Origin of the sequence: Bacillus cereus group sp. TH152-1LC, from assembly GCF_027710505.1 — a bacterium.
Classification (GTDB): Bacteria; Bacillota; Bacilli; order Bacillales; family Bacillaceae_G; genus Bacillus_A; species Bacillus_A mobilis.
Map to the genome: position 1 here is coordinate 18,075 of NZ_JAQFNK010000023.1, position 17,981 is coordinate 36,055.

Sequence of the window (17,981 nt, forward strand, 5' to 3'; positions counted from 1 at the left end):
TACAGAGGATCTATCTTTTTATTCAATATTTGCCAATATGCGTTCTGCACCTAATTTTAACATTTTAATTAAAATATAGTTGGTAATGGTAAACAATACAAATAAAACAATAAACATAACCCACAGTCCTACTTGAAGGAAAAAGTATAATAAACTTACTCCCGCTACAATAACTAAAGCTATAAAGATATTAGCTAAAAAGTTCCACAATGTTGTATATCGGCTCTTAAATAATTTCTGCTCTGTATCCCAATGTATATCTGCAGTTTGTGCATCCCAGCGTGTACCGATTAAATTAATTAACAATAACCCGTTCGCACTTAGTAAAAACCAAAGGATCATGAAGATAGGAGAAACTCCCGCTACAACTGCCATCGTAATACCGAATACTGCTAAAATAATTACATTAATTAACCAAGCCGTTATCGCTTTCGCAAAAAAGATATCCGAAGCTTTTACAGGTAAATAACGATTCACAAACCATGAACTTCCATCTCGTGAAAATGATGTTGTTGCGATGACGTTACTTCCCATTAAAAATAACGATGCACAAAGGCCAACGCCAATTGCAAGCCCTGCTGATTTTGGATTATCAATATACCCTGTGATCCACTTTAAATTTCCATCTTGCATGAATAAAACAAAGAATAACATAATCGGCATAACGAAAGTTTGTACGATACAATTTAAGAAAAATTGTGGTGTACGGAATAACGTTTTAAATTCTTTTTTCACATATGCTTTTAAATGTGAACTTTGTACCGTTGATTTCTGTAAACCTTCTGCTGAAATGACCTCTTTTTTTGCTGTACTCGTTGAAAGTCCAATAACCCCTTTTAAATATGTACGCTCTGCAATGTAATAAAACAACACAAAGAATACAAATGAAATAAGTGCAAAGATAATTACGTATAATGGACCCTTCCAATTTGCATTTTCTACTAATGCTACTGCTCCAAAATATGTAGTTGGAAAATAATTTGTCATTTGTACTAAAAGTGAAGATTGGTTGTTCGCAAGATAATTCGTAAGTGCATCTTCAGAAAACGAGCTTTTATTTTTCCACTGTAAAAATACATTAATTCCTACAATAAATAGTATACTTACGATTCCAATAAATATATTGCCTCGGTCTTTATTTTTCGCTATATTCGTATACCTCATAATAACTGTCATCAGTAACGAAGCTAATACTAATGGCACAATCGGGAAGAGTAAGTAAATAAAAATCATGTATATGTAATATGTAATAAATGCGCCACTTTTTAAACCGTACGTAATAAAGATTGGTAATAAAATAAATGAACTCATTACGTATTGTGTAATTAATACCGTTAAAAATTTTGCCGAAATAATTTGTGCTGGTTTCAATGGTAATGGCAATAACATTTCAATGTCATTACTATAGTAAAATACAGTTAAAATGTTCGTTATACTCATTAAAAATACCCATATACTCGCAATCGCAAGCCCCATTGCGATAATCATTCCTGGGTCTTGCCCTAAATGTTTCATTCCTTCATACATTCCGTGCGTGATAGAACCAAATATTAAAAAGCCGACAAATAAAATGGCTGCAAATGAAAATACATACGCCCATCGCTTCTTCTTATCTGTTATAAAATCTGCATAATTTAATTTCAATAATACTTTCGTTAACGTCCAAATTTTACTCATTGCCTGTCATCTCCAAGAACATTTTTTCAAGTGATTCATTGGATTTAAAATGATCTCTCATTTCATCTAAATTTCCTTTAAACTGAAGATTTCCCTTATTAATAATTGCAACGCGGTCACATATTTTTTCTGCCACTTCTAATACGTGCGTCGAGAAAAATACGATTTTCCCTTTATCCGCATGTTCTCTCATCATTTCTTTTAAAATATACGCGGATTTCGGATCAAGCCCTGTTAACGGTTCATCTAAAATCCATACATCTGGCTCATGCACGAGCACACCAATAATAACGATTTTTTGTCTCATACCGTGCGAGTAACTTTGAATTTGATCCGATAACGCATTGTAAAGATCAAATTTCTTCGCTAAAGACTCAATTCGCTCTTGTCTTACTTCTTTCGGCACTTCATACATATCTGCCATAAAGTTTAAATATTCAATTCCCTTTAATCGTAAAAACATATCTGGGCTATCTGGAACATAACCAAACGTCTTTTTCGCTTCCATCGGATTTTTCATAATATCTTTACCGTTAATCGTAATCGTTCCTTTGTCCACCCCATGAATACCAGTAATCATCTTAATTGTCGTTGATTTACCCGCACCATTCGGTCCTAAAAATCCAAAGATTTCTCCGCTAGGCACAGATAAACTTAAATCTTTTACTGCATAGGTAGACCCATTATAACTTTTCGACACATTCGTAATTTCAATCATTCCATCCAATCCTTTCCTTAATTACCAAATAACTATATTGATATTATAGCATACTTCTATTTTTAGATTTTTATATTTTTTCAGTTTTTTTAACCTTTAAAATAAATATACACGCCTAATCCAACGATTAAAACGACAGCTAGTAAAATATAGATTATCGTCAGCCGTTTAATATTACCTTTTGTCGCTTTACTATAATTCGCATCACCATTCCTCCCAATTAACACCGTTGCCACTACAGTAATCACTACAAGTAATACAACGATCATGATCCAAGTTAGCATTCCTTCCTCCCCCTCCTTACAACCATTTTACAATATTATCCTCTTTATTTCGCAGTATATTTCCTCTTTTTACTATTATTATGAAAAGAATTGGAAAACTATTATTATCACACATTTCCATATGTGATATATTTATAACATAACGTGATTTATTTCTAACATTGAAAGGAGAATCTATCGTGAAAACAACTTGGATTAAATATTTAGGATTTCTCGGTTTCTTCGGTTTCCTCGGCTTTTTTTATGAAAAAGGATTGTTTACTATGTTCTGTTTCTTCTCCTTTTTCACGACTTATAGAACGGTTCAACACGATGAATTATTTGAACAAATCGTCAATAAATCGTGCCGCAACGCATTTATCGTTACATTACTAACTACCGCTATCATTATGTTTATTGAAATGTTATTTCCAAACCCGGCACTACAAGAGATTGATATCGCTCTTATTTTCAGCACACTCATTCTTACGTTCGGCTTCTCTATGTTCTTTTACGATAAACCTGTTGATGAAATGGAAGATGCGCCATGGCGTTCGTAACGAGAATAAAAGAATACCGTGCCAAATTACATATGACACAAGAAGATTTAGCGAAAACAGTTGGTGTACGCCGTGAAACAATTAGCCATCTCGAAAAAGGAAAATATAATCCTTCCTTACAGCTCGCTCACGATATAGCCAAGGCACTTCATAGTACAATTGATGAGATTTTTATTTTTGAGGATTAATAAAAAATACCGGCATCCTTCCCATGAGGAATGCCGGTATTTCTCATTTATCACCCATACAAAACAGCATGAAATACACCTAATAATAAATATTGATCCTCTATATAATCTTCATCATATACATCCATCTCGATATCATACATATCTTCCTCAAGACGAATATTCCAATCTGCAATTACATAGCCGTTTCGTAATAACTTGCCAAGCCCAATTGTAGTTTTGTGAACAACATATTCTTCTCTCTTATATGTAAAGGTAAATAAGAAATTTGCATCTAATAACTTTCCATCACATACAAGTATTTCATGCTCTACATCATTATGATCGATGTACGTTACTAAAATCCTTCTTTGACGCTGCCTACTTACATCCTTTGCAATGACGCGAATGTTGTCTTTACTATCCTTTATTTCGTAAATGATATTACTACCGACTTTCGGAATAAAGTCTAGCACTTTCATCAACGTATTTTTATAATAGCCCCGTACTGCGCCTACTCTTTCGCTTTCATTGTAAACCTCTATCGACGTCGTATCCGCTTTACTATCACACAGTCGTTTGTAAGAAAGCTTCATCATTCGCTCGCCTCTTAAATACTGATCAAATGTCACAGGATATTCTATCGCACGCAGTTCCTTATTTAGCTCATATAAATAACGCCCGACGCTCTCTACTAATGCTGTCGTGGATATGCATTCCTGAAGGTCAAATTGTTGCCAACTAGAAGTAACTCTCCACTGATCTTCCTCTTCATATACGAATCCGAGAATAACTTCCTCACGGTCACTCGTTTCATAATTCATATGTACGTTTTGACCGTGTTGCACTTGTTCCATCCACTGTCCTAAATAAATGCCGAGCTCTGCGACCTTCATACATGACTTCTGAAAAAGTACGCTGTCACTAACGCGGATCGTTAAATCCCCTTCAATAAAACCCTTTGTATATGCATCATACTTTGGCTCATCCTTCTGCGGAATAGCCTTGTCTAACTCAAATAAAAACGTTAACATTCTTTACTCACCTCTAATTGTTACACCTATCCTACCTATATATTGGCCGCAACTCAAATTATATCAACGATTTTTTCGATATATCGACAATTCGATAAAGAATATCGACTTATCGAAAAATATCAAAACAATTAAAATGAAGCTACCTTTTCTTCCGCCACTTCCACAATTTCTAAAATTTGTAGCAGGCTCTCCACTTCATAAGTCGGCTTAACATCTGTCTTATTTTCTTTCAAACTTGGATTATACCAACACGTATCAATGCCGTAATCTTCTCCGCCTTTCATATCAGAAGTTAGCGAATCTCCAACCATTAATACACTTGATTTATCAGTAATCCCAAACTTCTCAAATGCATAATCAAAAATCTCACGCGCTGGTTTTTGATGACCAACCTCTTCTGAAATAATAATATGATCAAAGAAATGACATAAAGGCGAATTCCCAATTCTAGATTGTTGCACCTTCGTATATCCATTCGTAATAATACCTAACTTACAATCTTGTAGATTCTCACATAATTGCACTGCACCTTCTATAAGGTGTACTTCTTCCCCTAAGTTTTCAAGGTATATATCACTAAATTGCTGTGCATCTACTTCTATATTATGAAGGGCAAATAATTGTCTAAATCGATCTACCGCTAATTCACTTAATGTAATCATTTTATTTTCTAAATCTCTCCATAATCCATTACTAATCTCTTTATAACTTGCAAGATAATCGTTATACCCTGTAGGCATCCCGAACTGTACAAACGCGTTATGCAAAGCGTTTCTTTCCGTTTCAGGAAAATCTAATAATGTATCATCTACGTCGAATAATATAACTTTATATTTCATTATGCTCTCCTCAACTAGTACGTTATTTACAACTTGTATTTTCTCATTAATTGTCTCTTAAGTCGAACTTTTTCCCTTTATGAATAGTAACTGTATAGAAATCTTACAGTTGTTTATGGCACACGAGTCATGTTATTCAAAAATAATTAATTGTGAAAATACTATACATTTGAGATAATTTGGATAATGAATCCAAATTTCAAAAAGGAAATACAGGAATAGAAAGGGGCGGAAAAACATAGTAAATTCATGGGAAAGACCTAAAGTACAAATCCCAAAAACAAAAAGTGAATGGGTTGGAGATATCATTGGATATTCATTGTTCTTTGGATCAATCATTTTTTTGATCATCATTTGGGGAAGATTACCCGAGGAAGTGCCCGCACATTATAATGCATATGGAGCTGTAGATCGCTGGGGATCAAAGTGGGAACTTTTACTTCTGCCAGGAATAGGGCTATTCATACTCCTTTTAATGCAAACTTTAGAAAAGTTTCCAGAAGTACATAACTATCCACAAAGACTGAATGAATCAAATGCTAAACAGTTTTATTTAAACAGCAGAAAAATGCTAAATCAATTAAAAAATGTCTGTTTACTTATTTTCGCTTTCATCCAATTTGAAACAATTTCAATCGCTCTAGATTGGAGCGGCGGTTTCGGAAAATTATTTTTACCGATATTGTTAATTGGGACAGTTATTCCAATTGTCATAGGAATAATAAGACAACGAAAAATTTCATAATAAAAACAGGAGGCTAATCCAATTAGCCTCCCTCTTTCTTATTTATCCTCTAGCAATAAAACTTTCATTTCTTCTAACGACTCTTTCGTAAAGCCAAGTGCTTTTTCAGCATACGCTTCAACTGAACCGAATTGCTTTTTCACTTCATCAATCGCAGCTTGTAAATACTCAGCACGAGCTTCAAACATCGCACCTAATATCGCTCTACTTTCATCGTTTTGAAGTTTTGCACCTAAAAAGGCCATCATTTTTTCATTTAACTTTTCACGGAAGCCGTTACTTAGTAAGTAATCTTCCATTACTGTTTTTTCTGGTACACCTAGTAAAAGCAATAATAATGCTGATCCAAATCCAGTACGGTCTTTTCCAGCTGTACAGTGGTTTACTAACGGTAAGTTTTCCGGGTTTTGCGCTAAGTTTAAGAAGCTCACGAATGCTTCATTACCACTTACGAAATCTTGATTCATTTTCACAAGATACTCACCTGGCTTCCCTAACATAGAAAGGTCACCAACTTGGAAAAACTCGTTTATATTTAAATCTTTCGCTAAGTCTTGCATAACTGGTAAGCACACTTGACGAGCACCTGTAATCTCTGGATTCGGCTTATGCTTCACTTCAAAGTCTGTACGGTAGTCACAAATTAACTTTAAGCCAGACTTTTGTAAATAGTCGATATCCCACTCTGTTAGTCCTGCTAATTCTTCAGAACGGTACAACTTACCCCATTTTACTTTACGGCCTTCAGTCGTTTCATATCCTCCCATATCACGGAAGTTAAACGCGCCTTGTAATGGCAATCTACGCTCAGCTACTGTCACTGCTTGTCCATTACTTCCAACTAGTCTAAAATATGGACGCTCATTTTCACTAGGGTTTTCAATTGTACATGATGACTCTCCATTTACCGTTGCAAGTAATTCTCCATTTTCTTCAATATGCTCTGGTGAAGTACTCCAATAAATACGAACTTCTTCTATATTATTTTCCCACTTTATATATAGCGTATTGTCTTCATTTCTTTCTACAGTTGCTTGTAACCACTTTCTTTGCTGCTCCATTCTTTCACCAACGCTTTCTTATATAATCGAATCTTTCTTTATTGTATTATAGAAATATCTATTTTGTCGTTCTCATTTTTCTTTTTATCTTACAAATAGGCAAGAAGTTCTTTTACTTGTTCATAAGTTGTACACGGATTCCCTCGAAATACGTATGTAATTTGTTCATCACCCAAATCTTCATATACAACTGTCCCGCGATCAGGGTGCGAATAAAACTCTAATCCATTTATAATTTGTTTTGGGCCATAATTCATTGTCCAAGAAGAAACAGGATAGTACGCTTTGTTTTTATGCCGACAAACCCAAAGTGCGTATAGTTTACTATCTTCGTCCCAGTATACATACTGTATTTCATCATTTCCGAAACCAACTGATTCAAGTTTCCAACTTAACTTTTCATGAATTGATAATTTAACATAGGATACGTCTTCGGGAGCATTCCACTCACGACATCTTCCTATCTCACCCATTTCACCTTTCTTCGCTTGAAAGCTTAATAAGTGAAATGGTGTATGTAATATTCTTTTCGCAAGTTCCATATTTACCGGTTGTAATTCAATTAGAAATCGTTCCATTTCATCTTGATTTATATATCCGTGATCAACAGAAACTTCAATTTGTGTTTTCCATCTAGATGTAACGTAACTTTCTTTTCCTTTATAATTTACACCTTTCCAATACACAAGCCATTTATATTGAAAACAATCTCCTTTTGCTTGAGAAATACAACTATCCGGAAATACCGGCTCCATTATATCTAGAAAAAACTCTTTTACCCGAAACATTCCAGTTGGAGTAACAACCTGAAACCAAAAAGTTTCCCACTTTTCACCTTCATAACGTTCTGAAACCTTTTCAACTTTCCAATTCTCTAACAATACATGTGGATACAGTAAAACGAATGAATGCATGGATTGCTTTAACATATATAGTCCCCTCCCGCTATACGAGTTCGAGAGTATACACCATTCCCCCTCCTAAAACTTCCTCACATATCGCTCAGTACAACTCAGCAACTGACATCCGTTCTTTTCAAAAACATCCTTCATCCACTCATTTTGTACATTTGTCTCGCCAATATAATAAGATGCACCTATTTCTTTTAAAACAAACATTGCTCCTGTAAAGAATGCTGCTTCATACCCTTTATTTCGCATATTTGGAGCGACTGCGAAATACATGAGTTTCCCCTCTTCTAACGTATCTCTCTCAATATGCGGGATTACAATTCCTATTGGCTCTTCATTGATACTTGCTGTTAAACAATGTTCTTTCCATTGCTCACCAATTTCTTGCAACATCATATTTACAAATTGATCATAATCGATTTGTTCTCCCGTCACTTCATTCCACAGTGAGTAAAAAACGTCTTCGCCAATCTCTTCAATAAGCTTAAAATCAATCTCACTTTCTATATCTTCTACTTCATATATATCCTTAAACACAATCATATTTTCAGTAATATATTCAAATAAATACGTTCCGAAGCATTTTTTATACACATCATAATTTGGGCTTTTTGAAGAAATCTCAAAATGTAAATCTTCTATTCCCTCTTTTTCAGCCTCAGTAACGCAATACTGCATCATTTCCTTTAATAGCTCTTCTGTAAAAGGCTCTGCATTATTTTCTTTTATCATAATAGAAGAAGCATTTCTTCTTATTTTAAAATGTTTTTCTAACTGTTCTATAGTCATCATATACTTCCCTCATCTATGTCATACTCGAATTTCTACTTGTTCTCCTTGCATGAGCAGGATTGTCCTTGAATATATAGAATACTAGAAAACATCGCATCTTTAAAGTGCGGAGGAGGTTCTCCATTGGATATTACAACGTTACAACAACAGTTAGAGCTTATACAACAAAATGACTATACGCAACTGCAACATATAGATATAAATGAGTTAACGCTCAATATGCTTCAGTATGTCGGAACGACTGATAGTTACGTTCGTTACCAACTTATATATAAATGCTTTTCCTATTTCATTCATCATGAATTCCTTATGGATGATCAGCTGAAATTACTTCTGCAAACTTGTTTAAGCGATGAGTATTTATATTGTGATATTCACTCCCCACATACAGATGGGGTTTTCACACGTTCTTACACTGTTTCGTTAATTGCGCTAATACTCCAATTCGCTAACTCGCACTACTTTTTCACAGAGGAAGATATTGAAGAAATAAAAAACAAACTCATTTCATATACAAACTTAGAAACGGATTTTCGAGGCTATATTGAAAATAAAGGATGGGCTCATTGTCTTGCTCACGTATCAGATGCCTTTACTGAAATTGTTCACAATTCCTATACGACCTTTGAATGGTATGAAGAATTAATTCATTGCTTATTAAATAAAATTTTTATCCCATCTGATCTTTTTCACAATAACGAAGACGAACGCATTATTACACCGTTACTAGCAATGCTGTATCATGACTTTCCACAAGACGAGTTAGTCTCTATTATTCATAAAAAAATAAAAAGGCTTCCTCAAATTAGAAAACGCCTTTCGCTTAATGAGTATTGTATTTTATGTGCCAACATTAAAACCTTTTTACGCACATTATTTTTCAGAACGAAAGATGATCATAACTTAGCATTTACAGCACGTAAAACAGAAAGAATGTTAAAAGAACTTCCTAACTATTATTAAAATATAAGGAGAACAACTATGGGATATATTGAAGACATGAGAAATCTAGTAGGTAATCAACCACTTATTTTAATCGGTTCACACGCCATTATATTAAATGAGAAAAATGAAATATTACTGCAGCTCCGTACAGATTTTAACCGCTGGGGTATTATTGGTGGTGCCTTAGAATATAACGAAACGTTAGAAGAGACTTTAAAGCGAGAAGTATATGAAGAAACGGGACTTATCATTAAAAATCCAGAACTATTCCGTACATACTCAGGACCTGATTTCTTTCAAATCTACCCAAACGGCGATCAAGTACACGGTGTACTCGTTGTTTATATTTGCCGCGAATTCAATGGTGAACTTGTATGCGACCAAACGGAATCGAAAGAACTACGCTTCTTTCCGCTTGATGAGTTACCTAGTAATCTTCCTTCTGTTATTGAGAGGATTGTTACTGACTTTCAGAATTCGAATTGAACTATTAATATAGTCAAGATGGAATTCATCTTGACTATATTTTTATTTATTATCCCTATTTAACTCTTGAACAATGTCCCTTTTCCCTATTCTATTAGCAAAAGGAATAAAAATAATATGGACTATTCCGAACATCCCCGCTATTACCGTTACGATAAGTTGGAAATCAAAAAATAAAGGTGTACGATCTATTATACTTACCATATAGGTTAATAATATTCCTATAACAGCCCCTAGTACGATTCCAATAAGTACATATAAATTAACTTGCGTCAAAATAACTTGTACAATCCCCTTTTTCTTAACTGTTATTGCTCTTAAAATAGCAAACTCTTTTCTTTTAGATTGAATATTATTTATAAGTGTATTACATACCCCTAATGTTACACTAAATAAAATTACTACAATAACAACGATGAAGATGGACCACCTTTGCTGAAACATTAAATTAGATCGCTTTAACGATTGAGTATAACTACTTATTTTTAATTGTGGATATTGACCTTTCAATTTCTTTAATTGCTCCAACGTCTCTCTCTCATTATTTGAACTAATAAATGCTCGCTCAAAAACTGTATAATTTTGTTTATATGTTACATTACTCCAATCCATAAGTACCGCAGGAGAATTCGGTAGCTCATTAACAATTAATCCGATTTCTACCTTACTAGTCGGTCTAACTTTTTGTTCCTGTTCTGAAAATAGACCCAATTGAACGATATCACCTGCATGAAGTTTATACCGCTCCGCTAACTCTTTTGTAACAATTATACTATTCTCCAAATTTGCAGGTACTTCTGGCAGTAATCCTTGCTTTTCCATTTCCTTTAAATCACCTAAATTATAGTCAAAAGTAATATAATTTTCACCTTGTTTTAATTCTGCCAGTGAGTTCGTACTAATTGTACTAGCTCCTTTTACACTACTTATTTCTTTAAATATATTTTGTATATGAGGTAAGGTAATGGTTGAATCATTAGTCAAACGATTTTCCACAACAATATGTGTTGGAAATTCTCGGTTTAAATATCTTTCATTATTTTTTTGCATCGTTTTAAATATAGTGGAGCCGAAGACAACTATTACCATCATTGTACTTATCATTAAGATAACAAATGTATTTTTCCTTACTTGCGGAATTACATTTTTAATAGCAACAAATGTATTCCTTCCAAATATTTTTTTCATTATAGGTAGACATGCTATTAATATCGAAGAAAGATAAATAGGAAATAATATATACACCCCTAAAACAAGAAATATAGACCCTATTAATATCACTATCGCCTGCGTATCTCCCGTATTTGCTACAAAGCCACCTAAAACAGTTAAAAATATACTACTAATTAAAAGGAATTTCCCCATAATACTGCGTGTTTTTTTATTAGAAAAGTCTGATTCTTCATTTTCGCGCATAAGCTTTACTGGCAATATTTTCGAACTTCTGTACGAAGGATATAACATAAACAGTTCAATAAAAAAGATACTACAAATCATTGTTACAATTGCTACTTCATAGTCGAAACCCATTGAATTCATTTGAAAAGCAAATAACTGTTCTAGCCAACTTTGTAAAAAACGGTCACTTATTACAGCTAGTAACAAACCGAATATTCCACCAAAAAAATTAATTACACTACATTGAATAAATATAACTTTAAACATTTGTTTCGTTGTTGCTCCCATTGATCGCATAATAGCAAATTGACTTTTATATTTATATAAAAATACTTCAAAGTTAGACATTAATAATAACGATGTAATAATAAGTATTAATGCAGATAAAACGATTATAAAAATATGTAATGATGCTAAATTACTTTTAAAAAACTCGTCTTCCTCTGCAATATCGATTCTTAATTCTTCGTCTATTTTATGAATTTGACTAGACAATGCTAGTACATCCGCATTCTCTTTTGCTTTTATTAACACATAAGTAGCCTCATTGTGTTTACCCGTTTTTTCATATACGTGCTGTTTCACCGCATCTTCCGATAAAATGAGTATATCTGGAGCTGAACCTCCAGCTTCTATATCAGGTAACACTTCTTTTACTACATAGGATTTATTTTCTATTTCAATCTTTTCCCCAACTTTTACTTGTAAAGTTTCTGCTAATCCATCATTTAATGTTACTTCCTCATTTGATAAATTTTCAGAGAAGTGATATCGACTTTTAGATAACGAATCATTTTGAACACCTACTGTATAAATAGCTACATTCAATTTATTCACTTGTAAATGATTTACTAATACTTTTGACATGTATTCAATATTTTCTTGTTTCTTAATATTTTGTAGTAAAGATTTATCCATCAATTTATTTTGATCAGGGTTATATCCAACAGATAAATCCATATCTCCATATACATTTTTCACTTCATTTATAACAGACTGTTTCGCATGACTCGAAAACACAATCATCGTAACAATTAGAGAAACGGCCAACATAACACTAACTATAGAGGAAATAGCAGTAAATTTATTCTTCTTAAAAAAGCGTAAACCTAATCCTCGTACTGATTTTATCATTTTGATATCTCCATTAATTTTTTAAATTTATCTAAAATAATATTCATATCATTTACTCCATGAGAACACGTATAATTATCAACAACTTCTCCATTATGAAAGAAGAGAACCCGATCTGCATACGTAGCGATATGGGGATCATGAGTAACAAGAATCATACTTTGATTAAATCTTTGTTTCATATCGACTAGTACTCGTAAAATATCATTAGACGTATTGAAATCCAAATTTCCAGTAGGTTCATCTGCAAGAACAATTGGAGGAGATGTTATTAACGCCCTACCAATTGCAACACGTTGTTGTTGTCCCCCAGAAAGCTGAACTGGTCGGTGATTTCTCCAATTTATTAAACCAAGAACATCTAATATTTTATTTGTTTTTTCTCGTATCTCCTCTTCTGAATCAGCTGATAATATGAGGGGTAATGCAATATTTTCTTCTACAGATAAATCCTTTAATAAGTGGAATGACTGAAAGATAAATCCTATGTTATCCCGCCTGTACTCCGTGGCATATGGTTCAACAAACATATTTTTAGGCACTTCACCATTTACATATACAACTCCCTCATCAGGCTTGTCTAAAGCACCAAGTATGTTTAGTAATGTACTCTTCCCAGACCCACTCATCCCCATTACGGCAAGGAGTTCTCCTTTATTCAGCTCCAAAGATACATTTTGTAAAGCTCTAACATTTGTATCTACACTCTCATACGTCTTACTTAAACCTTGAACTGCTAACACAGTTTCACTCATCTTTATTCACCTCAACATGATTAAATGTTATTTCCTCCATCAGATTAACTTGAATTAAAACTTTTTCTTTTAAATTACTAGGTGGTACAATTTCTGTTCCTATTTGGAATAACAACACTTTTAACTCGAGAATTGTAACCATTTCTATCCCTCCTCACTCTATATTGGTAACAAATTCAAATTTCGTTCGATTTTTTTATAAAAAAAATAAGGGAACGCTCAGCGTCCCCTCTCAAATCCAATCCGTTTTTTAATTTCCGCTAAATTTACCTTTGCGATTTCTCTTGCACGCTCAGCACCTTTTTCTAACGCTTCGTATAATAAATTCGGCTCATTCATATACATCTCATATTTCTCACGGGGGCCAGCTAATTCGCGGTCTACAACGCGAAACAACTCTTTTTTCACATCGCCCCATCCAATGCCAGTTTCATACTTTTCACGCATCGACTGCATTTCAGCTTCTGTCGCAAATTCTTTATATATCGTAAATAACGTTTCTAGTTCTTTCGGTTCATTTGGAAGTGAAGAATCTGTTTTGATTTTAAATATTAACTTTCGTAGTTTTTTTTGCTCTGCAAATAACGGGATCACATTTCCGTAACTTTTACTCATCTTTCTTCCATCAAGGCCAGGTAATATGGCACCTTCTTCTTGTATGACATACTCCGGAAGCGTAAATGTCATACCGAATGTATGATTAAAATACGTCGCAATATCACGCGCAATTTCAATATGTTGAATTTGGTCTTTCCCGACTGGTACTTGAGTAGCTTGAAATAGTAATATGTCAGCTGCCATTAAAATCGGGTACGTATATAACCCCATATTCACTCCTGCATCGACCTCTAACCCCGCTTCTTTATTTTGCTCCACCTTCGCCTTATATGCATGGGCACGGTTCATAAGCCCTTTCGGAGTTAGGCAAGCTAATATCCAAGCTAATTCTAGAATCTCCGGCACTTCTGTTTGTCTGTAAAAAATAACATCTTCTCCTAGTCCGAGTGATAACCAAGTAGCTGCTACCTCTTTCGTATAATTACTAAACTGACTTGGATCATGTACAGCATTTAACGCATGATAATCCGCTATAAAATACAATGCTTTTCCTTCATTACTCTTTGACATTTGCAGTGCAGGTTTAATCGCACCAATATAATTTCCTAAATGCGGATAACCTGTCGGCTTAATTCCAGTTAACATTATTTTTTCGCTCAACCTAACCCCTCCTTTCTCAAAATAAAAAGAGTCTCTCATCCTTAAAAAAGGACGAGAGACTCCCGCGGTACCACCTTCATTAGCTATCATCATAGCTCGCTTCAACTTCTTAACGTGAAGTAACCGTCTTTGCCTACTCATTTCAGCTAGAAGCTCCAGAGCCCATTCCATATTCATCCCTTACTGATTTCCACCACGCATCAGCTCTCTAAAAAGTTTTGAATATGTACTCTTCTCTTTCATTGCTTTTCGTTATTTTTTACAGTTTATCACATTTCCCGTTTACCTAAAACTGAATTTTCTTTTTTTGTTAAGTTTTAGCAATAATTATTACCGATTTATTCCAAATAATATATAATCAATATATACAGAATCGATTTGCAATACAAAAACGAGGTGATGTTATGGGTTGGTTTACTAAAAAGAATGATGAAAAGATTGATACGTTTAATAACGATGATAAAAGTCAAGATGATACTTTAGGGGTAATTATACATTTCACACCTATCGCTATATATGTATACACTTGCGATGAGTACATAGAAACATTTGACGGTGCGCTCACTTTTGAAAATGAGAACGGAAATCAAGTAGAAATCGGAGGTACTTTCATTTCTCTTGAAGTAGATGCTACTTTTCGCATGGACGATTTAATATTTGATTACAAACTAAAGGAAAGCAATCTACCTATTGTTGAATTAAAAGCCTACGCATGAGGTCAATTTGTCTACTATAGAAAGAGTAAAAAAGCTAGAACAGTAATATCTGTTCTAGCTTTTTTCACGTATTCAACTTAACAAATCTATAACTATGCGTTACTAACACTTTTAATATCGCATATCCTGGAATTGCTAAAATAATCCCCATAATACCAAATAAATTTCCGGCAGTTAAAATAATAAAAATGATAGTAATTGGGTGAATGTCTAGCTTTTTTCCCATAACTTGCGGAGAAATAAATTTACCTTCCGCTAATTGTACAACCATCATAACGATAATTACTTTTAACACCATTGCTGGCGAGTCAATAAATGCGATAATTAAAGCTGGTGTAATTGCGATGATTGGTCCTACGTACGGAACGATATTTACAATCATCGCTAAAATTGCAAGTAGTACCGCATATTTAATACCAATAATCAGGTAGCCGATTAATAACATAATACCAATAAACAAGCTAACGATAATTTGCCCTCTAATATACGAGCTAATCGCATAATGCATATCATCTAGTATTCTCATCGCTGCTGGTTGTCTTTGTTCTGAAATAAACTTTAAGAAATGATTCGGTAATTGCTCACCATCTTTTAAAAGATAGAACAATATAAACGGAACCATTACAAACGTTAAAACGACCTCTGTAACAGTACTTAAAAATCCAGTTACATTTCCAGTTACTGATGATAACGACTTCGTAAAATCAACTGTGTAGTCTTTTACCATACTCGCTACATCAATATTTAAATTCTCCTGAATTTTTCCTAGTAAATTACTTTCCCCGAATCTACGTGCCGCTCGCTCAATTTCATGACCGAAATACGGTAAGTTATCTATTAATGCATCAATTTGATCTTTAATAATCGGGATTACTGTTACAACTAAAAACACAAATAATCCTAGCACTATTATATATATAGAAGCGATTGATACGATTCTTGAAACACCTTTCTTTTCTAAAAGCGAAACGAATGGATGCAAAATATAAAATAGCACACCCGCTAATAGTACTGGGAAGAAAATTGTTTTTAAAAAGACGATAAACGGAGTAAACACAAAAGAAATCTTCGTTAGCAGTAATATGTTAATAAACAATAACGCAAAGCCGAGTAACACCGCTAAATAATTTTGCTCTCTAAAAAACTTTTTCAACTTATCTCTTTTTCTAATATTTAATTTCTCCAACGAAACCACCTCTTCGAATGATGAAAAGCCCTTATTCAGGGCTTTTCATCATGATCTATATCTTTATTTCCTTGCAGCTTTCACTACAAATGATACAATAAGAATTAACACGATTGCCCCTAATAATGCTGGCACGACATGAATCCCACCAAATGATGGCCCAAAAGATCCAAATAATCTACCACCTAACGAAGCACCTAATAAACCTGCGATAATATTTCCGAACATACCACCTGGAAAATTTTTACCCGTTATAGAACCTGCAATTGCACCTATAATAGCACCAACTATTAATGTGATAATCCATCCCATTTTTAGCCCTCCATTTCTATTATGGTGTATTTCTTTTTAATACTAAATTGTTATGTAACTATTATAATTATTATATCCAATAAAGAAAAATCTTGTCAAATCTATGAAAATAAAGCCTACAAGGAGGTTTTACCCTATGATTCAAAAATTAGTAACAACTTCTCACAACACTGCTACTTCTATTTTAAACATTCAAATACCCGCTTATGAAATTGAAGCAAAATATATAAATAGTACGGCTATCCTTCGTCTTTATGATACTGTAGCCGATATTCAATTATGTGATGAAATTTTTTACGGCTATTTTTATGAAGATACACTTGCCGGGTTTATTTCTTTTAAAATGGATGAAGAGGAAGTTGATATTCATCGTTTAGTAGTATCCCCTAATCATTTTCATAAAGGAATTGCAACAAAACTACTACTATATGTATTTGACATGTTCTCCCCTTCCCAAACATATATTGTACAAACAGGGAAAGAAAATACCCCTGCTCTGTCTTTATATAAAAAACATGGTTTTATTGAAATAAAGGATATCATATTACCCGATGGTGTGGTTTTAACCTCCTTGAAAAAATCAGAAAACAATAAATAGTTTGACTCATTAATTTATTCATGTTATCTTTTACTTTATAAAACCTTTTGCTGAGTCCGAAATTTGGAGCGGGGGAACCATTTTTGTAGCCATGCTACTTGGGGCGAATCTTTTTTTAGTAGGGAAACTCTCACTTCCCGAGTCCGACAGCTAACCTCGTAAGCGTAATGGGAGAGGAAGGTGCTTTTTGCCTATGTTACACAGTGTACCTCCTTAATTATAAATATGGAATCGATACCAATAGACACCTATATTTATAGAAAAGGAGACATGTATAATGTTACGTTTATCTGATCACGCAATAAAAATGATGGAGCAAAGACTTCGACTCGAACAACACCGCACATATCAAGCAAATAAAGTTGTAGATAACTTACATCACAAATACTTCTTTCAGCATATTTTTCAACCGAAAAGATAAAGAGAAAAACACAAGGTGTGTCTGTATAGACATTCCTTGTGT

22 protein-coding genes, 1 riboswitch and 1 other annotated feature are annotated in these 17,981 nt (G+C 33.7%); of the genes, 8 read left to right on the plus strand and 14 right to left on the minus strand.

Annotated features, from left to right (window positions below; genetic code table 11):
• Nucleotides 1-18 precede the first annotated feature (18 nt).
• From PDL00_RS29035 to PDL00_RS29045, 3 genes are all read right to left on the minus strand, one after another.
• Nucleotides 19-1,677 (minus strand): putative ABC transporter permease subunit, encoded by a 1,659-nt coding sequence (locus PDL00_RS29035; RefSeq protein WP_270732998.1) that lies wholly within the window; start codon nucleotides 1,675-1,677, stop codon nucleotides 19-21.
• Entirely contained in the window at nucleotides 1,670-2,395 is a 726-nt protein-coding gene (locus tag PDL00_RS29040; RefSeq protein WP_000570199.1) for an ABC transporter ATP-binding protein, read from the minus strand. The genes PDL00_RS29035 and PDL00_RS29040 overlap by 8 nt, the downstream gene beginning before the upstream one ends.
• An 89-nt stretch (nucleotides 2,396-2,484) precedes the next feature.
• Nucleotides 2,485-2,679 (minus strand): hypothetical protein, encoded by a 195-nt coding sequence (locus PDL00_RS29045; protein ID WP_061680295.1) that lies wholly within the window; start codon nucleotides 2,677-2,679, stop codon nucleotides 2,485-2,487.
• Between the two features lie 179 nt (nucleotides 2,680-2,858).
• Here PDL00_RS29045 and PDL00_RS29050 point away from each other — a divergent pair, with 179 nt between their 5' ends.
• A complete protein-coding gene (locus PDL00_RS29050; RefSeq protein WP_033656368.1) occupies nucleotides 2,859-3,218 on the plus strand; it encodes a DUF3796 domain-containing protein in 360 nt (119 codons plus the stop codon).
• Nucleotides 3,206-3,406: a helix-turn-helix transcriptional regulator gene (locus PDL00_RS29055; protein ID WP_097843078.1), complete on the plus strand. Its 201-nt coding sequence runs from the start codon at nucleotides 3,206-3,208 to the stop codon at nucleotides 3,404-3,406. The genes PDL00_RS29050 and PDL00_RS29055 overlap by 13 nt, the downstream gene beginning before the upstream one ends.
• Nucleotides 3,407-3,456: 50 nt before the next feature.
• Here PDL00_RS29055 and PDL00_RS29060 read toward each other — a convergent pair whose 3' ends face one another.
• Together PDL00_RS29060 and PDL00_RS29065 are read right to left on the minus strand one after the other, a co-directional pair.
• On the minus strand, nucleotides 3,457-4,419 hold the full coding sequence (locus PDL00_RS29060) for a tubby C-terminal domain-like protein (protein ID WP_270733006.1): 963 nt from the start codon (nucleotides 4,417-4,419) through the stop codon (nucleotides 3,457-3,459).
• 131 nt (nucleotides 4,420-4,550) lie between these two features.
• Nucleotides 4,551-5,261, minus strand: coding sequence for a YjjG family noncanonical pyrimidine nucleotidase (locus tag PDL00_RS29065; protein WP_242255964.1), 711 nt, complete (start codon nucleotides 5,259-5,261; stop codon nucleotides 4,551-4,553).
• A 319-nt stretch (nucleotides 5,262-5,580) separates the two neighbouring features.
• Here PDL00_RS29065 and PDL00_RS29070 point away from each other — a divergent pair, with 319 nt between their 5' ends.
• Entirely contained in the window at nucleotides 5,581-6,006 is a 426-nt protein-coding gene (locus PDL00_RS29070; protein ID WP_270733012.1) for a DUF1648 domain-containing protein, read from the plus strand.
• Between the two features lie 38 nt (nucleotides 6,007-6,044).
• On the opposite strand, the gene PDL00_RS29075 is transcribed toward PDL00_RS29070, so the two are convergent.
• The 3 genes from PDL00_RS29075 to PDL00_RS29085 form a co-directional block, all read right to left on the minus strand.
• Entirely contained in the window at nucleotides 6,045-7,067 is a 1,023-nt protein-coding gene (locus PDL00_RS29075; RefSeq protein WP_270733015.1) for a tyrosine-protein phosphatase, read from the minus strand.
• An 89-nt stretch (nucleotides 7,068-7,156) separates the two neighbouring features.
• Complete coding sequence (locus tag PDL00_RS29080) at nucleotides 7,157-7,996, minus strand: hypothetical protein (RefSeq protein WP_270733017.1); 840 nt, start codon at nucleotides 7,994-7,996, stop codon at nucleotides 7,157-7,159.
• A 51-nt stretch (nucleotides 7,997-8,047) separates the two neighbouring features.
• Nucleotides 8,048-8,770 carry a GNAT family N-acetyltransferase gene (locus tag PDL00_RS29085; RefSeq protein ID WP_270733020.1) on the minus strand — a complete coding sequence of 241 codons (723 nt, stop codon included), beginning with the start codon at nucleotides 8,768-8,770 and terminating at the stop codon, nucleotides 8,048-8,050.
• Nucleotides 8,771-8,893: 123 nt separating this feature from the next.
• On the opposite strand from PDL00_RS29085, the gene PDL00_RS29090 reads away from it, so the two are divergent.
• Nucleotides 8,894-9,733: a DUF2785 domain-containing protein gene (locus PDL00_RS29090; RefSeq protein ID WP_000355707.1), complete on the plus strand. Its 840-nt coding sequence runs from the start codon at nucleotides 8,894-8,896 to the stop codon at nucleotides 9,731-9,733.
• An 18-nt stretch (nucleotides 9,734-9,751) separates the two neighbouring features.
• Nucleotides 9,752-10,201, plus strand: coding sequence for an NUDIX hydrolase (locus PDL00_RS29095; RefSeq protein ID WP_097843073.1), 450 nt, complete (start codon nucleotides 9,752-9,754; stop codon nucleotides 10,199-10,201).
• Nucleotides 10,202-10,243: 42 nt separating this feature from the next.
• Here PDL00_RS29095 and PDL00_RS29100 read toward each other — a convergent pair whose 3' ends face one another.
• From PDL00_RS29100 to PDL00_RS29115, 4 genes are all read right to left on the minus strand, one after another.
• Nucleotides 10,244-12,733, minus strand: coding sequence for an FtsX-like permease family protein (locus tag PDL00_RS29100; protein WP_270733024.1), 2,490 nt, complete (start codon nucleotides 12,731-12,733; stop codon nucleotides 10,244-10,246).
• The gene (locus PDL00_RS29105) at nucleotides 12,730-13,488 is read right to left on the minus strand and encodes an ABC transporter ATP-binding protein (RefSeq protein ID WP_270733026.1); all 759 of its coding nucleotides are present in this window, start codon (nucleotides 13,486-13,488) and stop codon (nucleotides 12,730-12,732) included. The genes PDL00_RS29100 and PDL00_RS29105 overlap by 4 nt, the downstream gene beginning before the upstream one ends.
• Nucleotides 13,481-13,630, minus strand: a complete 150-nt coding sequence (locus PDL00_RS29110) for a hypothetical protein (RefSeq protein ID WP_097843070.1) — start codon at nucleotides 13,628-13,630, stop codon at nucleotides 13,481-13,483. Before PDL00_RS29110 ends, PDL00_RS29105 begins: the two co-directional genes overlap by 8 nt.
• A gap of 77 nt (nucleotides 13,631-13,707) precedes the next feature.
• Complete coding sequence (locus PDL00_RS29115; RefSeq protein WP_242255980.1) at nucleotides 13,708-14,745, minus strand: tryptophan--tRNA ligase; 1,038 nt, start codon at nucleotides 14,743-14,745, stop codon at nucleotides 13,708-13,710.
• A gap of 5 nt (nucleotides 14,746-14,750) precedes the next feature.
• Nucleotides 14,751-14,958, minus strand: a binding site (T-box leader).
• Nucleotides 14,959-15,110: 152 nt separating this feature from the next.
• Between PDL00_RS29115 and PDL00_RS29120 the strand changes: the two genes are divergently transcribed.
• A complete protein-coding gene (locus PDL00_RS29120; RefSeq protein WP_242255982.1) occupies nucleotides 15,111-15,422 on the plus strand; it encodes a hypothetical protein in 312 nt (103 codons plus the stop codon).
• A gap of 64 nt (nucleotides 15,423-15,486) precedes the next feature.
• On the opposite strand, the gene PDL00_RS29125 is transcribed toward PDL00_RS29120, so the two are convergent.
• Nucleotides 15,487-16,608, minus strand: a complete 1,122-nt coding sequence (locus tag PDL00_RS29125) for an AI-2E family transporter (RefSeq protein WP_048546503.1) — start codon at nucleotides 16,606-16,608, stop codon at nucleotides 15,487-15,489.
• Nucleotides 16,609-16,671: 63 nt separating this feature from the next.
• Nucleotides 16,672-16,920, minus strand: coding sequence for a GlsB/YeaQ/YmgE family stress response membrane protein (locus tag PDL00_RS29130; RefSeq protein ID WP_000539721.1), 249 nt, complete (start codon nucleotides 16,918-16,920; stop codon nucleotides 16,672-16,674).
• Nucleotides 16,921-17,056: 136 nt separating this feature from the next.
• Between PDL00_RS29130 and PDL00_RS29135 the strand changes: the two genes are divergently transcribed.
• A complete protein-coding gene (locus PDL00_RS29135; protein ID WP_270733030.1) occupies nucleotides 17,057-17,518 on the plus strand; it encodes a GNAT family N-acetyltransferase in 462 nt (153 codons plus the stop codon).
• Between the two features lie 38 nt (nucleotides 17,519-17,556).
• Nucleotides 17,557-17,699: riboswitch (cyclic di-AMP (ydaO/yuaA leader) on the plus strand.
• Nucleotides 17,700-17,795: 96 nt separating this feature from the next.
• Nucleotides 17,796-17,939: a hypothetical protein gene (locus PDL00_RS29140; RefSeq protein ID WP_000945246.1), complete on the plus strand. Its 144-nt coding sequence runs from the start codon at nucleotides 17,796-17,798 to the stop codon at nucleotides 17,937-17,939.
• Nucleotides 17,940-17,981: the final 42 nt, after the last annotated feature.